At 68.0% G+C, this 16,844-nt stretch carries 16 protein-coding genes and 1 riboswitch; of the genes, 2 read left to right on the forward strand and 14 right to left on the reverse strand.

The window, feature by feature from the left end; translation table 11 throughout:
- The 6 genes from M8523_RS21775 to cbiE form a co-directional block, all read right to left on the reverse strand.
- Entirely contained in the window at positions 1–789 is a 789-nt protein-coding gene (locus M8523_RS21775; RefSeq protein ID WP_282587015.1) for a class II glutamine amidotransferase, read from the reverse strand.
- A gap of 85 nt (positions 790–874) precedes the next feature.
- Positions 875–2,203, reverse strand: a complete 1,329-nt coding sequence (locus tag M8523_RS21780) for a cobyrinic acid a,c-diamide synthase CobB (protein ID WP_282587016.1) — start codon at positions 2,201–2,203, stop codon at positions 875–877.
- Positions 2,200–2,997 carry a uroporphyrinogen-III C-methyltransferase gene (gene cobA, locus M8523_RS21785; RefSeq protein ID WP_428351052.1) on the reverse strand — a complete coding sequence of 266 codons (798 nt, stop codon included), beginning with the start codon at positions 2,995–2,997 and terminating at the stop codon, positions 2,200–2,202. Before cobA ends, M8523_RS21780 begins: the two co-directional genes overlap by 4 nt.
- Before the next feature lie 112 nt (positions 2,998–3,109).
- The gene (cobM, locus tag M8523_RS21790; RefSeq protein ID WP_282587018.1) at positions 3,110–3,865 is read right to left on the reverse strand and encodes a precorrin-4 C(11)-methyltransferase; all 756 of its coding nucleotides are present in this window, start codon (positions 3,863–3,865) and stop codon (positions 3,110–3,112) included.
- On the reverse strand, positions 3,862–4,272 hold the full coding sequence (locus tag M8523_RS21795) for a cobalamin biosynthesis protein (protein WP_282587019.1): 411 nt from the start codon (positions 4,270–4,272) through the stop codon (positions 3,862–3,864). The genes cobM and M8523_RS21795 overlap by 4 nt, the downstream gene beginning before the upstream one ends.
- Positions 4,251–5,480: a precorrin-6y C5,15-methyltransferase (decarboxylating) subunit CbiE gene (gene cbiE / locus M8523_RS21800; protein ID WP_282587020.1), complete on the reverse strand. Its 1,230-nt coding sequence runs from the start codon at positions 5,478–5,480 to the stop codon at positions 4,251–4,253. The genes M8523_RS21795 and cbiE overlap by 22 nt, the downstream gene beginning before the upstream one ends.
- A 59-nt stretch (positions 5,481–5,539) precedes the next feature.
- Here cbiE and M8523_RS21805 point away from each other — a divergent pair, with 59 nt between their 5' ends.
- The gene (locus M8523_RS21805; RefSeq protein ID WP_282587021.1) at positions 5,540–6,289 is read left to right on the forward strand and encodes a cobalt-precorrin-6A reductase; all 750 of its coding nucleotides are present in this window, start codon (positions 5,540–5,542) and stop codon (positions 6,287–6,289) included.
- Here M8523_RS21805 and cobJ read toward each other — a convergent pair.
- From cobJ to M8523_RS21840, 7 genes are read right to left on the reverse strand one after another with little or no spacing between them, the layout of a single operon-like run.
- Complete coding sequence (gene cobJ / locus M8523_RS21810; protein ID WP_282587022.1) at positions 6,271–7,032, reverse strand: precorrin-3B C(17)-methyltransferase; 762 nt, start codon at positions 7,030–7,032, stop codon at positions 6,271–6,273. The genes M8523_RS21805 and cobJ overlap by 19 nt on opposite strands.
- The gene (locus tag M8523_RS21815) at positions 7,029–7,754 is read right to left on the reverse strand and encodes a precorrin-2 C(20)-methyltransferase (protein ID WP_282587023.1); all 726 of its coding nucleotides are present in this window, start codon (positions 7,752–7,754) and stop codon (positions 7,029–7,031) included. Before M8523_RS21815 ends, cobJ begins: the two co-directional genes overlap by 4 nt.
- A complete protein-coding gene (locus M8523_RS21820) occupies positions 7,751–8,380 on the reverse strand; it encodes a precorrin-8X methylmutase (RefSeq protein WP_282587024.1) in 630 nt (209 codons plus the stop codon). Before M8523_RS21820 ends, M8523_RS21815 begins: the two co-directional genes overlap by 4 nt.
- Positions 8,377–9,663: a precorrin-3B synthase gene (gene cobG / locus M8523_RS21825; protein WP_282587025.1), complete on the reverse strand. Its 1,287-nt coding sequence runs from the start codon at positions 9,661–9,663 to the stop codon at positions 8,377–8,379. Before cobG ends, M8523_RS21820 begins: the two co-directional genes overlap by 4 nt.
- Positions 9,606–12,926 (reverse strand): cobaltochelatase subunit CobN, encoded by a 3,321-nt coding sequence (cobN, locus tag M8523_RS21830; RefSeq protein ID WP_282587026.1) that lies wholly within the window; start codon positions 12,924–12,926, stop codon positions 9,606–9,608. Before cobN ends, cobG begins: the two co-directional genes overlap by 58 nt.
- 10 nt (positions 12,927–12,936) lie before the next feature.
- Positions 12,937–13,971, reverse strand: coding sequence for a cobalamin biosynthesis protein CobW (gene cobW / locus M8523_RS21835; RefSeq protein WP_282587027.1), 1,035 nt, complete (start codon positions 13,969–13,971; stop codon positions 12,937–12,939).
- A gap of 3 nt (positions 13,972–13,974) precedes the next feature.
- Positions 13,975–14,376 carry a DUF1636 family protein gene (locus tag M8523_RS21840; RefSeq protein ID WP_282587028.1) on the reverse strand — a complete coding sequence of 134 codons (402 nt, stop codon included), beginning with the start codon at positions 14,374–14,376 and terminating at the stop codon, positions 13,975–13,977.
- Positions 14,377–14,499: 123 nt separating this feature from the next.
- Positions 14,500–14,698: riboswitch (cobalamin riboswitch) on the reverse strand.
- 189 nt (positions 14,699–14,887) lie between these two features.
- Between M8523_RS21840 and ubiG the strand changes: the two genes are divergently transcribed.
- Positions 14,888–15,673 (forward strand): bifunctional 2-polyprenyl-6-hydroxyphenol methylase/3-demethylubiquinol 3-O-methyltransferase UbiG, encoded by a 786-nt coding sequence (gene ubiG / locus M8523_RS21845; protein WP_282587029.1) that lies wholly within the window; start codon positions 14,888–14,890, stop codon positions 15,671–15,673.
- Here the strand turns inward: ubiG and M8523_RS21850 are convergent.
- Positions 15,654–16,841 carry a benzoate/H(+) symporter BenE family transporter gene (locus M8523_RS21850; protein WP_282587030.1) on the reverse strand — a complete coding sequence of 396 codons (1,188 nt, stop codon included), beginning with the start codon at positions 16,839–16,841 and terminating at the stop codon, positions 15,654–15,656. The two genes, ubiG and M8523_RS21850, sit on opposite strands and share 20 nt — an antisense overlap.
- Positions 16,842–16,844 lie beyond the last annotated feature (3 nt).

Genomic DNA, 16,844 nt, shown 5'->3' on the forward strand with positions numbered 1-16,844 from the left:
CTATGCGGCGCGTCGTTCTTCCATGTCGATCGGCGCGATGCGGACGGGTTGGCCGGGCGCGGCGATCAACACGCAGGCCTGCGGCACCTCCCGCCAGCGGGCGCGCTCCCCGTCAAGCGGCTCGGACACGACCAGGAGGTTGCGCGGTGTCTGGCGCCAATACAGCGACGGCGCCCGGCCGTCCGAAGCCCAGCGGAACGCATAGATGTGCGTACCGTCAGTGACCGCGGCCGTGAAGCGGAGCGCTTCGGCAACATTCGCTTGCCGCATCAGGTGCTGGACTTGCAGAAGCGTCATGCCGATGGCCCGGACGGGATCCTCCGCCAAGCCGTTCGACATGGCGGCCAGAAACAACGCCTCCGAATCGGTCGTTCCGGTGCGGAACGGATAGATGTCGTCGGCGATCAGGTCTTCCATGCGGCGCTTGACGGCTGCGTAACCACCCACTTGACCGTTGTGCATGAACAGCGTCTTGCCCACCGCGAAGGGGTGGCAGTTGGACCGCGCCGTCGCGGGTCCCGTCGAGGCCCGCACATGCGCGAAGAAGAGCCGGGACTGCACCTGATAGCAGAGGTTGCGCAGGTTCTCGTCTGACCAGGCCGGGCGCGTCTCACGATAAAGGCCGGGGATGTCGCGCTCGCCGTACCAGCCGATGCCGAAACCGTCCCCATTCGTCGCCACCTTGCATTCCGCCGCGTGGAGGGACTGAGCGATCAGCGAATGCGCGGGCTCGGCCACCAGCGTGTCGAGGTAGATGGGTTCTCCTTGATATGCGATCCAGCGGCACATGGATGACTCGGGGCGATTCGTTCGGGGCGACCCTTCAAAATACGCGCCCACAAGGTTATCGAAACCTTAAGAAATATGGGTCCGATCACGCAAGATGCTGCGACGCGGCAATAAGGTGAAAAAACGTTCCCGTGACATGGCCGCGCCAGCTACCGACAGGCGCTGCCGGCTCATCATAGGCCGTACGCACCAGGGCAAAGGGAGGATCGTCGCCGGAATCCGTCACGCTTGCATAGTGGAACTCATGGCCCCGCAGCCGCGTCCCTGCCGGCCCGAGGCATGTCGGGCCCAGGAGCTCGGCATCCCGATAGCCAAGATGCAGCTTGCGCTTGGCGAAGCTCGTGGTCACCGACAGCAGGCCGGCCATGGCATGCATGGTCCCCTCGGCATCGGTCAGGCTTTTGCCGAGAACCATGTAGCCACCACATTCCCCGTGCACCGGCCGCGTCTCGGCGAAAGCACGGAGACCGCCGAGGAAATGCGAGGCAGCCGCGAGCCGGTGTCCATGCAGTTCCGGGTAGCCGCCCGGCAACCAGCAGGCATCCGCGGCTTCAGGCGGAGCCTCGTCCCGCAGCGGCGAAAACGGCAGGATCTCTGCCCCCTGCTGGCGCCATCCGTCGAGAAGATGCGGATAGATGAAGGAGAACGCCTCGTCGCGCGCAAGCGCGATTCGCTGGCCGGGCGGACGCATCAAGGCGGCTGGGGAAGCCTCGAAACCGATACCGTCTCGGGCAAGATCGACCAGCGGCCCCATGGCGATGTGCTGTCCGGCGAAATCCGCCATCGCATCGAGCCGCTGATCGAGATCGGCCGTTTCCTCGGCCTGCACGAGCCCCAGATGGCGCTCGGGCAGCGCGAGTTGCGGCGCTTTGGGCAGTGCGGCCAGGAGCGGCAGGCCGACCCGATCGAGCGCAGAGGCGACCAGCCGCCGGTGCCGATCACTCCCCACGCGGTTCAGGATCACACCGGCAAGCTTGATCCTGGGATCGAAGGCGGCACATCCGGCGATCTGCGCCGCCGCGCTTTGCGCCTGTCCGCTCACGTCATGGACCAACACGACCGGCCATCCGAGCGCGGCCGCGATATCCGCCGTCGAGCCCGACCTCCCTTGGGGCGCCGGCACGCCGTCGAACAGGCCCATCAACCCTTCGCACAAAACGAGGTCGCAGCCCGCGCCGTTCCGGGCAGCGAGGCGTCGCACCATCTCGGGTTCCATGGCCCACGAATCGAGATTGAAACTCGGCCGGCCGCAGGCCCGCGCGTGAAAGGCCGGATCAATGTAATCCGGCCCGCATTTCGCCCCGGCGACCTTGACGCCAGCACGCGACAACGCGCGCAGGAGGCCCAAGGTCACCGTGGTCTTGCCGCTGCCCGAGCGCGGTCCGGCGATGACGAGGCCGCGCGGCATCGTCATGCTCCGCCCCGCAACGTGATGGCGAAGGGGGCGAGCACGGGCTGCAGTGCCACAATGGAGCCCACGGCCACCATGGCGGGCGCCCGGAGACGTTGTTCGACCGCGTCCTCGTGTGCCCGATCAAGCCGCGTGATCAGCACGCGCTGCCTGACTGTCGTCGCCTCGGTCACGATCGCGACGGGCGTATCGGGCGAAAGGCCGCCGGCGATCAGTTCTGAGGCGATCCTGTCGAGAAACGTCATGCCCATATAGATGACGATGGGAAGATTGGTGCGCGCGAGCGCCCGCCAGTCATGGTCGTGCTCGCGGTCCGAGGCTTTGTGGCCGGTAGCGAGGATGACCGCATTGTTGGTGTCCCGGGTCGTGGCCGGAATGGCCGCATAGGCCAGGCCGCCCAGGCCCGCCGTGACACCCGGTACGATCCGGAACGGAATACCGGCCGCCACCAGCGCCAGCGCCTCCTCTCCGCCGCGCCCGAACACGAAGGGATCGCCGCCCTTCAGGCGCAGCACGCGCTTGCCTTCGCGGGCGAGTTCCACCAGCCGCTCGGAGATATCGCGCTGCTTCGGCGACGGTTTGCCGCCGCGCTTGCCCGCGAATTCCCGCAGGGCGTCACCGCGGGTCAAAGCCAGGATCTCGTCGGCGACAAGCGCGTCGTAGACGACGGCATCCGCCTGAGCGAGCCCGTTGAGCGCATGCAAGGTCAACAGGCCGGGATCGCCCGGGCCGGCGCCGACGAGCCAGACCGTGCCGGGTGCAAAATCCGGCAGCGCTAAGCCCACCCGGTCCGCGATGGTCGACAAGGCATCCGCCACGCGATGCTCCGCTCCTTGTTGATCTGTTACGGTCCAGGCAGGCTCATAGGGCAACAGGCGACGCAAGAGAACCTGACAGAGATAGCGCTCTTCAGTCGCCGCGAAACCGACGGCGATATTCCGCATCATAGAGCGCGCTGTCCCGAAAACTCTCCGCCGTCAGCGTCCATCCGACCAGGATCAGCGCGGTGCGGTCCATCGGCTCCGCCTGCCACCGCTCGACGATGTCAGCCAACGTGCCGCGAAGGAGACGTTCATCGGGCCAGGAGGCTCGAAACACGAGCGCCACCGGGCAGGTCGGGCCGTAATGCGGCAAAAGCTCCGCGACCACACTGTCGAGCGCGTGGATCGAGAGATGGATGGCGAGCGTCGCGCCGGTGGCCGCGAAGCCCGCAAGCGTTTCCCGGTCCGGCATGGGTGAGGCGCGGCCATTCGTGCGAGTCAGCACCAACGACTGCCCCAAACCCGGCAGCGTCAGTTCTCGGCCGAGCGCCGCCGCCGCCGCCGCAAAGGCAGGGACGCCGGGCGTGACCGTATAGGGGATCCCAAGCCCTTCCAGCCGACGGATCTGCTCGCCCATGGCACTCCAGATCGAAAGATCGCCGGAATGCAGCCGCGCAACATCAAGCCCTGCCTCATGCGCGGCCGTCATCTCGGCCATGATGTCGTCGAGTGACAAGGCGGACGTGTCGACGCGGCGGGCCTCGCTCGGGCCGTAGGCCAGGATTTCCGGCGGCACCAGCGAGCCGGCGTAAAGGCAGACCGGGCAGCGGGCCACGAGGTCCCTGCCCCGCACGGTGATCAGGTCGGGCGCTCCCGGACCAGCGCCGATGAAATGGACCGTCATGCCGGATCATCGTCCATGCTTCGCGCGATCGCACAGGTGGCGCCTGCGGAGACGCGGCGGGACACCAGCAGCCGGGCGCCTGCTCCGGCACCCGCCAAGGCCGCGGCTTCCGCTACCGAGGCGACGCCCACGGCTTGCTCGACGCGCGCCGAACGGATCGACACGCCGGGAAGAGCCGCATTGAGAGCACCCAGCGGCAGAAAAATCATCGGGAGATCGAGAAGTGCCGCGGCTTCGTGGAGGCCGGGCTCGGCGTGCTTGGCCTCCAGGGTGAACAAACGCGCATCGGTCCTGTCCAAGCCCGTGCAAGTCTCGGTCACCAGCGCCACGATCGTCGCGGCCGAACACTCGCGCCTGCAACCCACCCCGATGGCGAGACGACCGCTCACGGTTTCACCCAGCGCCATTGCATCACCGGCATGGCGGGCCGCAAGCCATGGAAACCGCCGACCGGTTCGGCCCGCGCAAATGACAGGGTCATGAGGTCGCCGCCTCGCGTGGCGAACATCCGGCTCAGAAGCGCCTGACTTTCGATCGTCACCGCATTGCTCACAAGGCGCCCCCTGGGACGCAGCGCGGCGCAGCCGGCGTCGAGGAGACCCTCGCGCGTCAGCCCGCCGCCGACGAAGACGGCATCGGCGCGCGGCATGTTCTGGAGCGCCTCGGGCGCAGGGCCATGGACGATGGTCAGCCGATCGACCACTCCCCAATGCTCGGCATTGCGGCGGATCCGTGCGGCGCGTTCGGCCTGGTGTTCGACCGCGAAGGCGCGTGTCGAAGGCGTCGCGAGAAGCCACTCGATACTGACTGATCCGGAACCGGCGCCGATATCGCAAAGGACTTCACCTGGATGCGGCGCCAAGGCCGCGAGTGTGACGGCCCGCACGGAGGATTTCGTGAGCTGGCCATCGTGTTCGAACCAGTCGTCCGGCAGTCCCGGCGTCGCGGGGAGCACATGGGCTTCCGGTGTGGCCACGACTTCAAGACCGATCGTATTCAGATCGGTGACATCGGGGAGATCGAACGCGTCGGCGCGTGCCACCCTCACGCGTTCGGCCGGGCCGCCGAGGGCTTCGCACACCCATAGGTTCGAGGCACCGAAACCGCGTGCGACGAGCAGGTCGGCGACGTGCCGTGGCGTGGCGCCGTCCCAGGAGAGGGCGATCACGCGCCGGCCCTCCTGCAAGTCCGGCACGATGCGATTCAGCGCCCGACCGTGCAGCGACACGCAGGCGCAGTCCTGCAGGCTCCAGCCGAGCCGGGCCGCCACGAGGCTGAAGGCGGAAGGCTGCGGCAGGCACAGCATCTCGGCGGCGGGGACATGCTGTTGGAGGAGCGTGCCGATGCCGTAGTGAAAGGGATCGCCCGTGGCGAGCACGCAGACCGGACGGCCCCGCTCGTCCAGAATGTCGGGAAGGGTGGCCTCGATGGGTGTTCGCCAAGTCAGCCGAGCGCCACTGATGAGCGACTCGGCCAAAGCGAGGTGGCGGCGTCCGCCGACCACGCAGCGTGCGCCCGCGATCAATCGGCAGGCCGCCGGTGACAGGCCCGCCACGCCGTCCTCGCCGATGCCAACGAGGCTGAGCCAGGGCTCAGGGATTGTGCCTCCCATCATGGGTCGGCGCTCCGGCGTGGCCCATTGCGGGCGGCGGGGACCATCAGATAGGAAGCATGATGCGCGTCTTGATCCTCGGCGGAAGCACGGAAGCGAGCCGGCTGGCGTGGGCGCTCGCCGGCCATTCCACAATTTATGCCATCCTGTCGCTCGCGGGCCGGACGGCTGAGCCTGCCCTCGCGCCGATCCCCACGCGGGTCGGCGGGTTTGGCGGTGTCGAAGGCCTTGCGGCCTATCTCGACCGGGAGCGGATCGCCGCCGTGGTCGACGCCACGCATCCGTTTGCGGCGCGCATGTCCGCCCATGCCGTCGCGGCCTGCAAACTCCGAGACGTGCCGCTGGCCGCCTTCTCGCGCCCGCCATGGCGTCCGGGACCGGCCGATCGTTGGATCCTCGTCGCCGACATCCCGGCCGCGGTCCAGCATCTCGCCGCCCTGGCGCCCGGCGATGTGTTTCTGACGACCGGGCGCCTCGATCTCCAGGCCTTCAGTGCGGCCCCGCTGCATCGCTATCTGATCCGAACCATCGATCCTCCACCGACTGAGGACTGCCCGCCTGTCGCACAGATCATGCTGAGCCGGGGACCGTTCCCGCTGGCGGACGAAATCGCCCTGATGCGGAACCACGGCGTCACTCTGCTGGTGACGAAGAATAGCGGTGGTGACGCGAGTGCCGCGAAGCTTGAGGCCGCCCGGCGTCTTTCCGTCCCGGTGCTGATGGTCGAACGACCATCCCTTCCCGCCCGGCTGGAGCTGGACACCCTCGACGCCGTTCTCGCGTGGATCGAGACTCACCGGGCGCTTCCATAAGAGCGGGGCGTCAGCACCCACGGCCGGGCATGGTCGCGCGCGATCAATCGGGTCTCGCTCGATCCGACCAGGACCAGGGTGCTCATATCGGCGGGCTGCACAGCGGCCTCGGCGAGCGTCGTGATCGATAAATTCTCGGTTGGTCGGCCAATCGCACGCGCAAAGGCCACGACGGTGTCGGCCGCCTTCACGGTCCGGAGCAGATCGAAGGCGTGTCGCAGCCGATCAGGACGGGCTTTTGAGACCGGATTGTAGAAGGCCATCACGAAATCGGCCACGGCGGCTGCCTTGAGCCGAGCCTCGATCACCGGCCAGGGCTTGAGGTTGTCAGACAGCGAGATGGCGCAGAAATCGTGGCCGAGCGGGGCGCCGAGCCGAGCCGCCGCGGCGAACATGGCGCTGATGCCCGGCACGACCTGGATCGGCAGGTCGCGTTCATGAGCGGGACGCGCCTCCACGGCCTCGAACACCGCCGCCGCCATCGCGAAGACGCCGGGATCGCCGCCCGACACGATCGCCACATGCCGACCGTCCTGGGCCAGATCGAGCGCATGATGAGCACGGTCCAGTTCGACCCGATTATCGCTCTCGTGCCGGGTCTGGCCAGGACGTGCGGGCAAACGCGCCAGGTAGGTGGCATAGCCCACCACATCGCTGACGCCCTTGAGCAGGTTCTCGGCCTCGGGCGTCACCCAGTAAGACGGTCCCGGCCCGAGCCCGACGATGCTGAGCGAGCCGCTCACGGGCGGCGCCCCTCGCCCGGAACGAGGATCACCGAGAAATAGGGAGCCTCATCGTCGGTCTTCGCGGCGAGGGGCATGACCACTTCGGCTTCCATCGTGCCGCGCTCGATATAGAGGGCGCGCGCGGTCAGTCCCAGCGCGTCGAGCGCGGCCCGCACCTTGGGCAGATTCTGACCGAGCTTCATCACCACGATCGCGTCGGCCGAGGCGAGTTTTTCACGCAGCTGGTTGGCCGGCAGCGTGCCGGGGAGCACCGCGAGCGTGTCGTCCCCCCAGGTCATCGGCACGCCGGCCGCCGTCCAGCAGCCCGACATGCCGGTCACGCCCGGCACGATGCGGCAGGGAAAACGCGGCTTCAGACGGAGGTAGAGATGCATGAAGGAGCCGTAGAACAGCGGATCTCCTTCGCAGATGAGCGCCACATCCTGCCCGGCTTCGAGATACCCGGCGAGTCTTTCGGTTGATGCTTCATAGAAGGCCGCGAGCTGCTCGGCATAGGCTGGATGATCGAAGCGGATTTCCGTGGTGACGGGATAGTGCAGCGGCACTTCCGTGCAGTCGGGCCGCAACCACCGGCTCGCGATATTGCGCGCATAGCCGCAGCGGCCGGCCTTCGCGAAATAGGCGACGATCCCGGTCGCCTCGAGCGTCCGCACCGCCTTGACGGTGAGAAGCTCCGGATCGCCCGGCCCGAGCCCGACGCCATGCAGCGTCCCGCTCATTCCTGGTCGCTCGCCAGGGCGTTGACGGTCGCGGCCGCCATGGCGCTGCCGCCCTTTCGACCCCGCACCACCAGGGCCGGAATGCCGTAGGCCAGCAACGCTTCCTTGGATTCGGCCGCACCCACGAACCCGACCGGCATGCCGATCACGGCGGCCGGAGCCGGTGCGCCCGCGTCCAACAGTTCGAGCAGCCGGAACAGCGCCGTCGGGGCGTTGCCGATCGCCACCACCGCCCCAGCGAGATGATCACGCCACAGGGCGAGTGCCGCCGCCGAACGGGTCGTCCCCTCAAGCGCCGCGAGCGCCGGCACAGCGGGATCGTGCAGGGTACAGATCACAGCATTGTTGGCCGGGAGACGGGTCCGGGTGACGCCATCGGCGACCATGCGGGCGTCGCACAGGATCGGCGCGCCGCCCTTAAGGGCCGCGATGGCCGCCGCGACAGCGCTTGGCGTGAAACGGATGTCGGCCGCCGCTTCCACCATCCCACAGGCGTGAATGATGCGGACCGCGACACGTTCCTCCGCTCCGGTGAAGCGTGCGAGATCGGCCTCCGACCTGATGATCGCGAAGGACTTGCCATAGATCGCCGCGCCGTCCCGGATATAGTCGTAAGCCGTGCTCAAGAGCCCCTCGTGTCCACGTTGCGGCTTATCCAAGTCGCCGCCTCGTTGAAAGACAAACCTCGCGCCACAGGCATGTCTTTCACGCTCCCGTCACAAATGAGGTCGTAGTGCCCGCCCTGCCCCACCAGCGTCCACGGTGCCGGTGCAGGATGGGCGCAGCCCTTGGAGCATCCCGCGACATGAACCGCCGTGGCGCCGCCGAGCCGACGTGCCAATGCAGCGGCATCGACGCGCGTGGCCGTGCTCCCCCGATGGCACGCCGGGGCGCCCGCGCAGGTCACGATCGAAAGGCGCGGATCGGCGGGGTTCGCGATGAGGGATGTGCCGTCGAAGGACGCCGGGTCCACGAGCCCGGTGATCAGCAGGACGCGCCAGGGCGTCAGACGAAGATCAGAAGCGCCCGCGCGAGAAGCGATATCGACGATGCGCAGAAGATCGTCCGCATGAAGGCTCGCGAAAGCCGGTGCGATGCCGAAGAGCGGCACAGCGTCCATGTGTGGACCGAGAATGTCTGCAGGCTGCACGGCGATCTGAGGTCCGGAAGCCCGTCCGGCAAGCGGCAGACCGACCGTTGCGAAGATCGCGGCCGCACCTTGAGCGTCGACGAGCGGGCGCATCCGCGTCGGAATGTCTTGGGCGAGGACCAGCCCCGCCAGGGCTGCGGCAATATCGACGATGCGGTCTCGCGACCCCCAGGCGCAAACGGACCCGCCAGTTAGACCGACGCGCAGGCCGCCGTCCCGATCGAAGACGAAACGGACGTCTGCCGCCACGCCATGCAACGGAAATCTTCCGCCGCCATCGAGCACGAAACTCCATTTCGGCGGAAGCCGGTGCAGGGCAGCGTCTTGGGCGAGTCGCGTCTCCAAGGCCGCGATCATCGGTGTGACATCGACGCAGGTCGGATCGAGACCGGCCAGAGGACTGGCCACGATGTTGCGGACGGCTTCCGCGTCGGGGCTCGCGTCAAGGAGCCCGAGCTTGCCGAAGCCTTCGACCAACGCATCGAGCGTGTCCGCCGTAGCGCCTCGGAGGTGCAGGTTGGCACGGCCCGTGAGGTCGAGATGCCCGTTTCCATAGCGGAGGGACAGGTGTGCCAGGGCTTCGGCCTGCGCGAGTGTGAGAACGCCGCCGCGCGGCTTCACCCGCAGGAGCAGGCCGTCACCGCTCTCCATCGGGCGCAGCGCGCCCGGACACCAGCCGACCCGCAGGGAAGACGCGCCCGTCACGCGGGCGTCGCACGCGTATCGGCCAGGATGGCGAGCGTCGAATTGCGCCGGCATGGCCAGAACCCACGCCGGATCGCCGCGTCGAAGCGATCCGCCATCGCTTCCGCGGCAGCCGGATTGGCGCTCTGCAGGAAAGCGCGGACCTCCTCGTTGCCAAGCGTCGCATCAAAGTAGCGGTCGAAATGGCGGGGCGGCACGGCGTCGGTCGTGGCCGCGAAGCCGAAGAGCGCGTCGAGCGTGTCGGCCATGGCGGCCGCGCCCGCATAGCCGTGGCACCTCTGCCCGGCGATCCAGCGGGGGTTCGCGGCCCGCGCCAGCAGGGCGCGTTCGATGTCTTCAGCCAGCGACCTCAGGCGCATCGCGTCAGGATTGGTCGTATCGGCTCGGTAGAGAGAGGGATTGGCGCCCAGTCGCGCGGCGGCCGCTGCGAAGCCTCCCTCGTGTTCGGCGAACACGTCCGAATCGAGGATATCCTGCCCCGGCAGGTCGCCGGTATGCGCGAAGGCGTCGGCGGTCGCGATGCGGGCGCCGAAACCTTCGGGGCTGGCCTGTCCAACCCCGCCCCGCGCGTAAGCATGTGTGGTCGCCGCCAGATAGGCGTCACCCAATTCCTCACGCGTACCCCAACTGTCATCGGCCAACATGCGGCCCAGTCCCGCACCATACTGGCCTGGGGCGGTGCCGAAGACGCGGGCCATGTCGCCCGTCGCTTGCCGGGCTTCCACCAGGGGATTGTCGTCCACGGCCTCATCGAGGCCCGAGACCGCGCGGACCGCCGCGTCGAAGGTGGTGATCTGATCCGGGAACGTATCGCGGAACAGGCCCGACACCCGCAGGGTCGTGTCGACCCGCGAGCGGCCTAGCCTCGCGAGCGGTAGAATCTCGAAACCGGTGACGCGGTTCGAACTGTGGTCCCAGATCGGCTTCGTGCCGATCAGCGCGAAGGCTTGACCGAGATCCTGCCCGCCCGTGCGCATAGTGGCGCTGCCCCAGAGGTCGAGCACGACGCGGCGCGGCCAGTCGCCGTGATCCTGGGCGTAGCGGGTCACAAGGTCCTCGGCGAGGCGGGCGCCGATCTCCCAGCCGGTGCGGGTCGGGATGGCACGCGGGTCAACCGAGAACAGGTTGCGTCCCGTCGGCAGAACATCCATTCGGCCCGCGGAAGGTGCGCCCGACGGCCCGGGCGGAACGAAGCGTCCGTCGAGGGCGGCGACGAGATGATCGCGTTCGCCGCACCCGCAGGCCGCGAGCAGATCGGGATCGACCTTCGGCTCGCCGCCCTCGCTCCAGGCGGGCGGCGGCGCACCGAAAACATGCAGGCCGTCGCCGATCCGAGCTTCCTTGATGTCGCACAGCCACGCATCGAGGGCCGCCAGCATCGTGTCCGAGTCTGCTCCGGCCCCGAGCGTCGTCGTGAGACCGGCGGCTTCGGCCTTCTCCAGAATGGCCGCACCCAGCAGGCGAGCGCGCCGCGCGTCGAGCGCCACGGCCTCCGCATATTCGTCGAACAGTTGTTCCAGTTCGGCTGTGTCGCCATGAAGGCCCGCCGCGACGAGCGGCGGCGTGAGATGGCCGATCGTCACCGCGCCGAGGCGCCGTTTCGCCTGCGCGGCCTCGCCCGGATTGTTGACGATGAACGGATAGATCACCGGCGTCGCGCCGATCAGCACGTCGGGCGCACAAATCTCGCTCAGGGCGACGGCCTTGCCGGGCAGCCATTCGAGCGTACCATGCGTCCCCATATGGATCAGGGCATGCACCTGCACCGCCTGCCGCAGCCAAAGATAGAACGCCACATAGCCGTGGCGTGGCGGCAGGGCGGTATCGTGGTATTCGGCCCGCCGGTTCTGCTGGGAGCCACGGTCGGGCTGCACCGCCACCCAGAGCTTGCCGGCGCGGCAGAGGCGGAATCGAAACTGCCCGTCGACGCAGGAGGCGTCGTTCTCGGGTACCCCCCAAGCGGCATCGAGAGTCGCCACGAAAGACTTTGGCAATCGCGCCAATCCGGTCCGGTAGGCGTCGAGCGACAGGCAGGGCTGCGGCAGACCGCTCGTCAGCCCTTGCATCAGCGCCTCAGCCTTCGGCAATCCGCCCGCGTCGAACCCGCAGCGCTCCAGATGCGCGGCGACTTCCACCACGCTGGCCGGTGTGTCGAGGCCGACCGCCTGCCCGACCCGCCCGCCCTTGCCGGGATAATCCGACAGGATGCAGGCAAGCCGCCGCTCGGCCCGAGGGGTGCGGCGCAACGCAGCCCAGGCAAGCGCCCGCTCGGCCACGCGGACAATGCGCTCGGGATCGATGCGATGAGACACACGGCCGAATTCAAGATCCGGTTGTGCGTCCGCCTCCGTCTTAAACGAGACAACGCCAGCCGCGATGCGGCCATCGACTTCGGGCAGGACGACGTTCATGGCGAGGTCGGCCGCACCCAAGCCCCGCGCATCGGCCAGCCAACCAACACGATCGGCGGTCGAGAGTACGACCTGCAGCACGGGCGCGTCAGCGCGGTCGGTGACGCAGCCGGAGGGGCGTTGTGCCGAAAAGGCCGTGGTGTTCAGAATGACATCGGGCGATTCGCGGGTCAGCCAGACTTCGAGAGCCTCGGCGGCCTCCTCGTCCTTCAGGCTCGAGACGAAGAAGGCCGAGACACGCGCACCCCGGGCCGCCATCGCATCGGCCATGCCCACGATCGGGTCGATGTCGTTCGCCAACAGAGCCGAGCGGTAGAATAGGATCAGCGCATGCGGCGCTTCGGCGGCACCCGCGCGGCAGGACGGCATGTGCAGCCCCGCCAGGGGGACCGCCCGCGGCGGTGCCACGGGACGGGCATCGCCGAGCACGGAAGCGACGAAACGCAGCGCCTGCGTGACATTGTCGATGCCGCCCGCGAAGAAGTAGTCGTTGAGTTCCCGCAACCGCTCGGCCGGGAGCGTCGAAGCCGCTTCGAGCCGCTCGTCGGCGACCTGATCGCCGGCCAGCACGGCGAGCGCGAAGCCGTTGCGCCGCGCCGCCGCGGCGAGTTCCTCCACGCCATAGCGCCAGTAATCGAGACCACCCAGGAGGCGGACGAGCACGAACCGCGCCTTGGCGGCCGTCTTCTCGATGAACAGATCGACCGAATAGGGATGCCGCAGCTTCGAGAGATTTGCGAGCCGCAGGCTCGGCAGCGTCGCCGCATTTCCTTCCCACGCAGCCGCCGCGACTGCGAGATCGCTGTCCGAGAAGGACAGCATCACCAGATCGGCCGGCGAACGGTCGAGATCGATCGCCGGAACCTCGGCGTCGAGCGAGCGTCGCTGGGTGGGGAGAAGGTGCATGCCGGCCGGGTCAGGCCGCCAGCGCGGCCGCGATGGCCGCTTGGTCGAGGCCCTTCTCACCGATCACGACGAGACGCCCCTGCCGGTTCGCACCCGTCAACCAGGGCTTGTCGAACTGCTGGCGGAAGCGGGTGCCGACGCCCTGGACGAGGAGCCGCATCGGCTTGCCGCGCACCTCCAGAAATCCCTTCATGCGCAACACATCATGCTCCTCGGCAACCTGCTTGAGCCGTTCCACGAACTTCGCCGGGTCGTCGAGCGCTGGCACGTCGAGCACGAACGAGTCGAAGTCGTCGTGGTCGTGCCCCTCCTCCATGTCGTGATGCGAGGGTCGGGCCGCCAGATCGTCCTCGGCGGCCGCCTCCAGGCCGAGCAGGATGGCGGGGTCGAGCCTGCCTTCGCTGGTGGTGACGATCTTCACGGCGCGAGGCACGACGGCCTGCACATCGCCGCGCACGGTGCCGATCTCCGATTCGGAAAGGAGGTCGGCCTTGTTCAGCACGATGAGATCGGCGCAGAGAAGCTGATCCTCGTAGACCTCTTCGAGGGGGTTGTCGTGATCGGCCGAGGCATCGGCGGCGCGCTGCGCCAGGAGCTTCTCCGGATCGTCGGCGAAACGCCCTGCCGCGACCGCCGCGGCATCCACCACAGCCACCACGCCGTCGACCGTCAGCTTGGCCCGGATCGCCGGCCAGTCGAAGGCCTTGACGAGAGGTTTCGGCAGCGCGAGGCCCGATGTCTCGACGATGATGTGATCCGGCCGCGGTGTCCGGGCGAGCAGCGCCTCGATGGCCGGGATGAAATCATCCGCCACCGTGCAGCACAGGCAGCCATTGGCGAGTTCGACGATGTTCTCGTCCGGGCAGGACGCGATGCCGCAGGCGCGCAGGATCTCGCCGTCGACGCCGACATCGCCGAACTCATTGACGATCAGGGCCAACCGCCGGCCGGCGGATTTTTCGAGGAGGTGCCGGATCAGGGTGGTCTTTCCGGCGCCAAGAAAGCCGGTGATGACGGTAACGGGAACTTTGGCGAGCGAAGTCATGGGTCAGGACGCCTGGGAGGGGATCGGGAGCGGTGGAATGCGGGCGACCACGCCCTTCTTGATGGCGTCCGGCCGCAACCGCCAGGGGATCAGTCCATCGGTTGTCGCGCCGTAGAGCGCGGCGGCTTCGCGCACGACGGCGACGCCCGTGTCAGCCGGGAGGTCGCCGTAGACATAGGTCCATTTGCCGGGCGCCGAGAAGGCGACCGAGCAGGGACGCTTGCATACGCTCAGGCATTCGACCGGAATGACCTGCACGGCGGGATCGTCGTTGAACGCTGCCTGCAACGCGCCAAACATCAGGGCGCCGGCCCGCGGCTCTTCGCCAACCTCGGCCCGGCAGGTGATGCAGACATGGATCCGCGTGACGTCCGCTCTCGTCTCGCTAAGATATTCGATCGTCACCCGCACACTTTCCGCGCAACGAAGCGCCAGGGTGCGAACGGCGGCGCCCCGAATAGGGTGGAATCGCTGCGATCCTCTGATCGGCAGCAGACTTCCCGCGACCCGAGGCACCCCGCCCGGTACGCACGCTGATCTTCGACGGCAGGTCTCCTGGCTCGCGGATCGATCGCCCCGGCCCCGCCTTCCCACGCCGCGATCGGCACAGTGGCTTTCTGGTTCCAGGACTTTCCGCTTACAGTTGCGGGGGCAGCTGCGGCATACGGGACAAGCCCACCGCATTCCCTTTGAACCCCTTGCGGGGACCGTCGGAGATCACACTGAGCGGCGCGGCGGGGGTTGTCAACCGCCGGCACTTTGGCCGCAACGAGTCCCGAAGGGTTTACCAAGGCTGGCGCTGGGCTGCACCAACAAGGCGCGGTAGGATCATGTCGACGACGGATCGCGGAGCGAGATCAATGCCACGGCTGGACACGCCTTCTTTTGCAATGCCCATGTCCGACCGGAGCCCGGCATGAACAGCACCGCCGGGCGCGGCTCTGTCGACGACCAGGACATCGTGCAGTTCGAGCGTCTCGGCGCCGAATGGTGGGACGAGGCGGGCTCCATGGGAGCGCTGCACAAGCTCAATCCCACCCGCATCCGGTACATCCGGGACCGTGTCGCGGCCCATTTCGGCCCAACCGTCGGGGGCGATACGGACCGGGGCACCCTGCCCCTGGCCGGCATGTCGATTCTCGACATCGGCTGCGGCGGTGGTCTCTTGTCAGAGCCGCTCACCCGGCTGGGGGCCCGGGTGACGGGCGTCGACCCGGCGCCCGGAAATATCGCCATCGCGCGCCGCCACGCCGAGGCAACGGGCCTGCGCATCGACTATCGCGACGTCACGGTCGAGGACGTGGCTGCCACATCCGAGCGCTTCGACGTAGTGATCGCCTCCGAAGTGGTGGAGCATGTGCTCGATCAGCCGGCCTTCATGGCAACGGCCTGCAGTCTCGTGAAGCCGCGTGGCCTTCTGCTGGTCTCGACGCTGAACCGCACCGCCAAATGCTTTCTGCTGGCCATCGTCGGTGCCGAATATGTGCTCGGCTGGCTGCCGCGCGGCACGCACAAGTGGGACCGCTTCGTGCGCCCGAGCGAACTGGCGCGCTGGACTGGCGCGGTGGGGTTTCGGCCGCTCGACCAGAGCGGGATGATCTTCGATCCGCTGAAAAACGACTGGCGGCTCGGCCGCGACACGGATGTGAACTACTGGTTCGCGGCCGCACGAAAGGAGCCCGTCAGCGGCCGATCCGGTTGAGGCCGAGCAACAGGCCTCCCGCCACAAGTCCCCAGAACGGCGCGCCGATGCCGAAGAAGGCGACGCCCGAAGCGGTGACCAGAAACGTCACCGCGACCGCGATCCGTTCCTCAGGGTTCGTCAGCGCCGTGCTGAGAGCCGACGCGAAACTGCCGAGAAGCGCGAGCCCGGCCACCGCGGCGATGAGCTCCTTGGGCGACACCTCGATGAAGGCCGTGGTGACGCCGGCAAACAGACCCAGGGCCAGATAGGCGATTCCGGCCACGATCGTCGCAATGTAGCGCCGCGCCGGATCGGGATGCGCGTCGGGACCGGCGCAGAGCGCCGCCGTGATGGCGGCGAGGTTGATGGGCGGGCCGCCGAGCGCCGCCGTGACGGCTCCACCGAGCCCCGTGCCGACAAACAGGGGCGCGATCTTCGGCTCGTAACCGTTGGCCCGGAGCACCGCGAGGCCGGGCACATTCTGCGACGCCATCGTCACGATGAAGAGCGGAATGCTCAACGTACCGATCGTCACCGGCGACCACGCGGGCATGACGAAGACAGGATGTGGCCAGACGTCGCCGAGGGCGCCCGGCGGCACTTTGGTGACGAAAAGCACGATCGCCACCGTGGTGAGAAGCGCGATCGGGATCGCATAGAGGCGCGCGAAGCGAAGCGCGAGCGCCCAGGCCAGCACGACCGGCAGGGTCAAGGCCGGTCGCAGCGCGACGGCATGGATGGGCGCGAGACAGATCTCATAGAGGATCCCGGCCAGCATGGCGCTGGCGAGGCCGACCGGAATGGCCGAGACGAGGCGCCCGAACGGTCGCCACAGGCCCGCCACGACGATCAGTCCCACGGCCACCAGAAAGGCGCCGATGGCGGCCGGGAAGCCGCCCGACACCGCGCCCGTCGCGATCAGCAGGGCCGCCCCCGGTGTCGACCAGACGATGCTGATGGGCTGCCTCCACCACAATCCGAAGACGATCGCCAGAACACCCTGCATGACGCAAATGATGAACAGACCCGACGCACTCTGCTCCGGGCTCGCGCCGACGGCCCGCAATCCCTGGAGGATGATGGCGAAGGTGCTGGCGAAGCCGACGAGGGCCGCGAGAAGGCCGGTCGAGACAGGCTGCAGAAGACCGCCCGAGGCACGGTCGAGAGTGGATGGGGAAGACGTCACGAC

The organism is Lichenifustis flavocetrariae (assembly GCF_026130545.1).
In the GTDB taxonomy this organism is placed as follows: Bacteria; Pseudomonadota; Alphaproteobacteria; order Rhizobiales; family Beijerinckiaceae; genus Lichenihabitans; species Lichenihabitans flavocetrariae.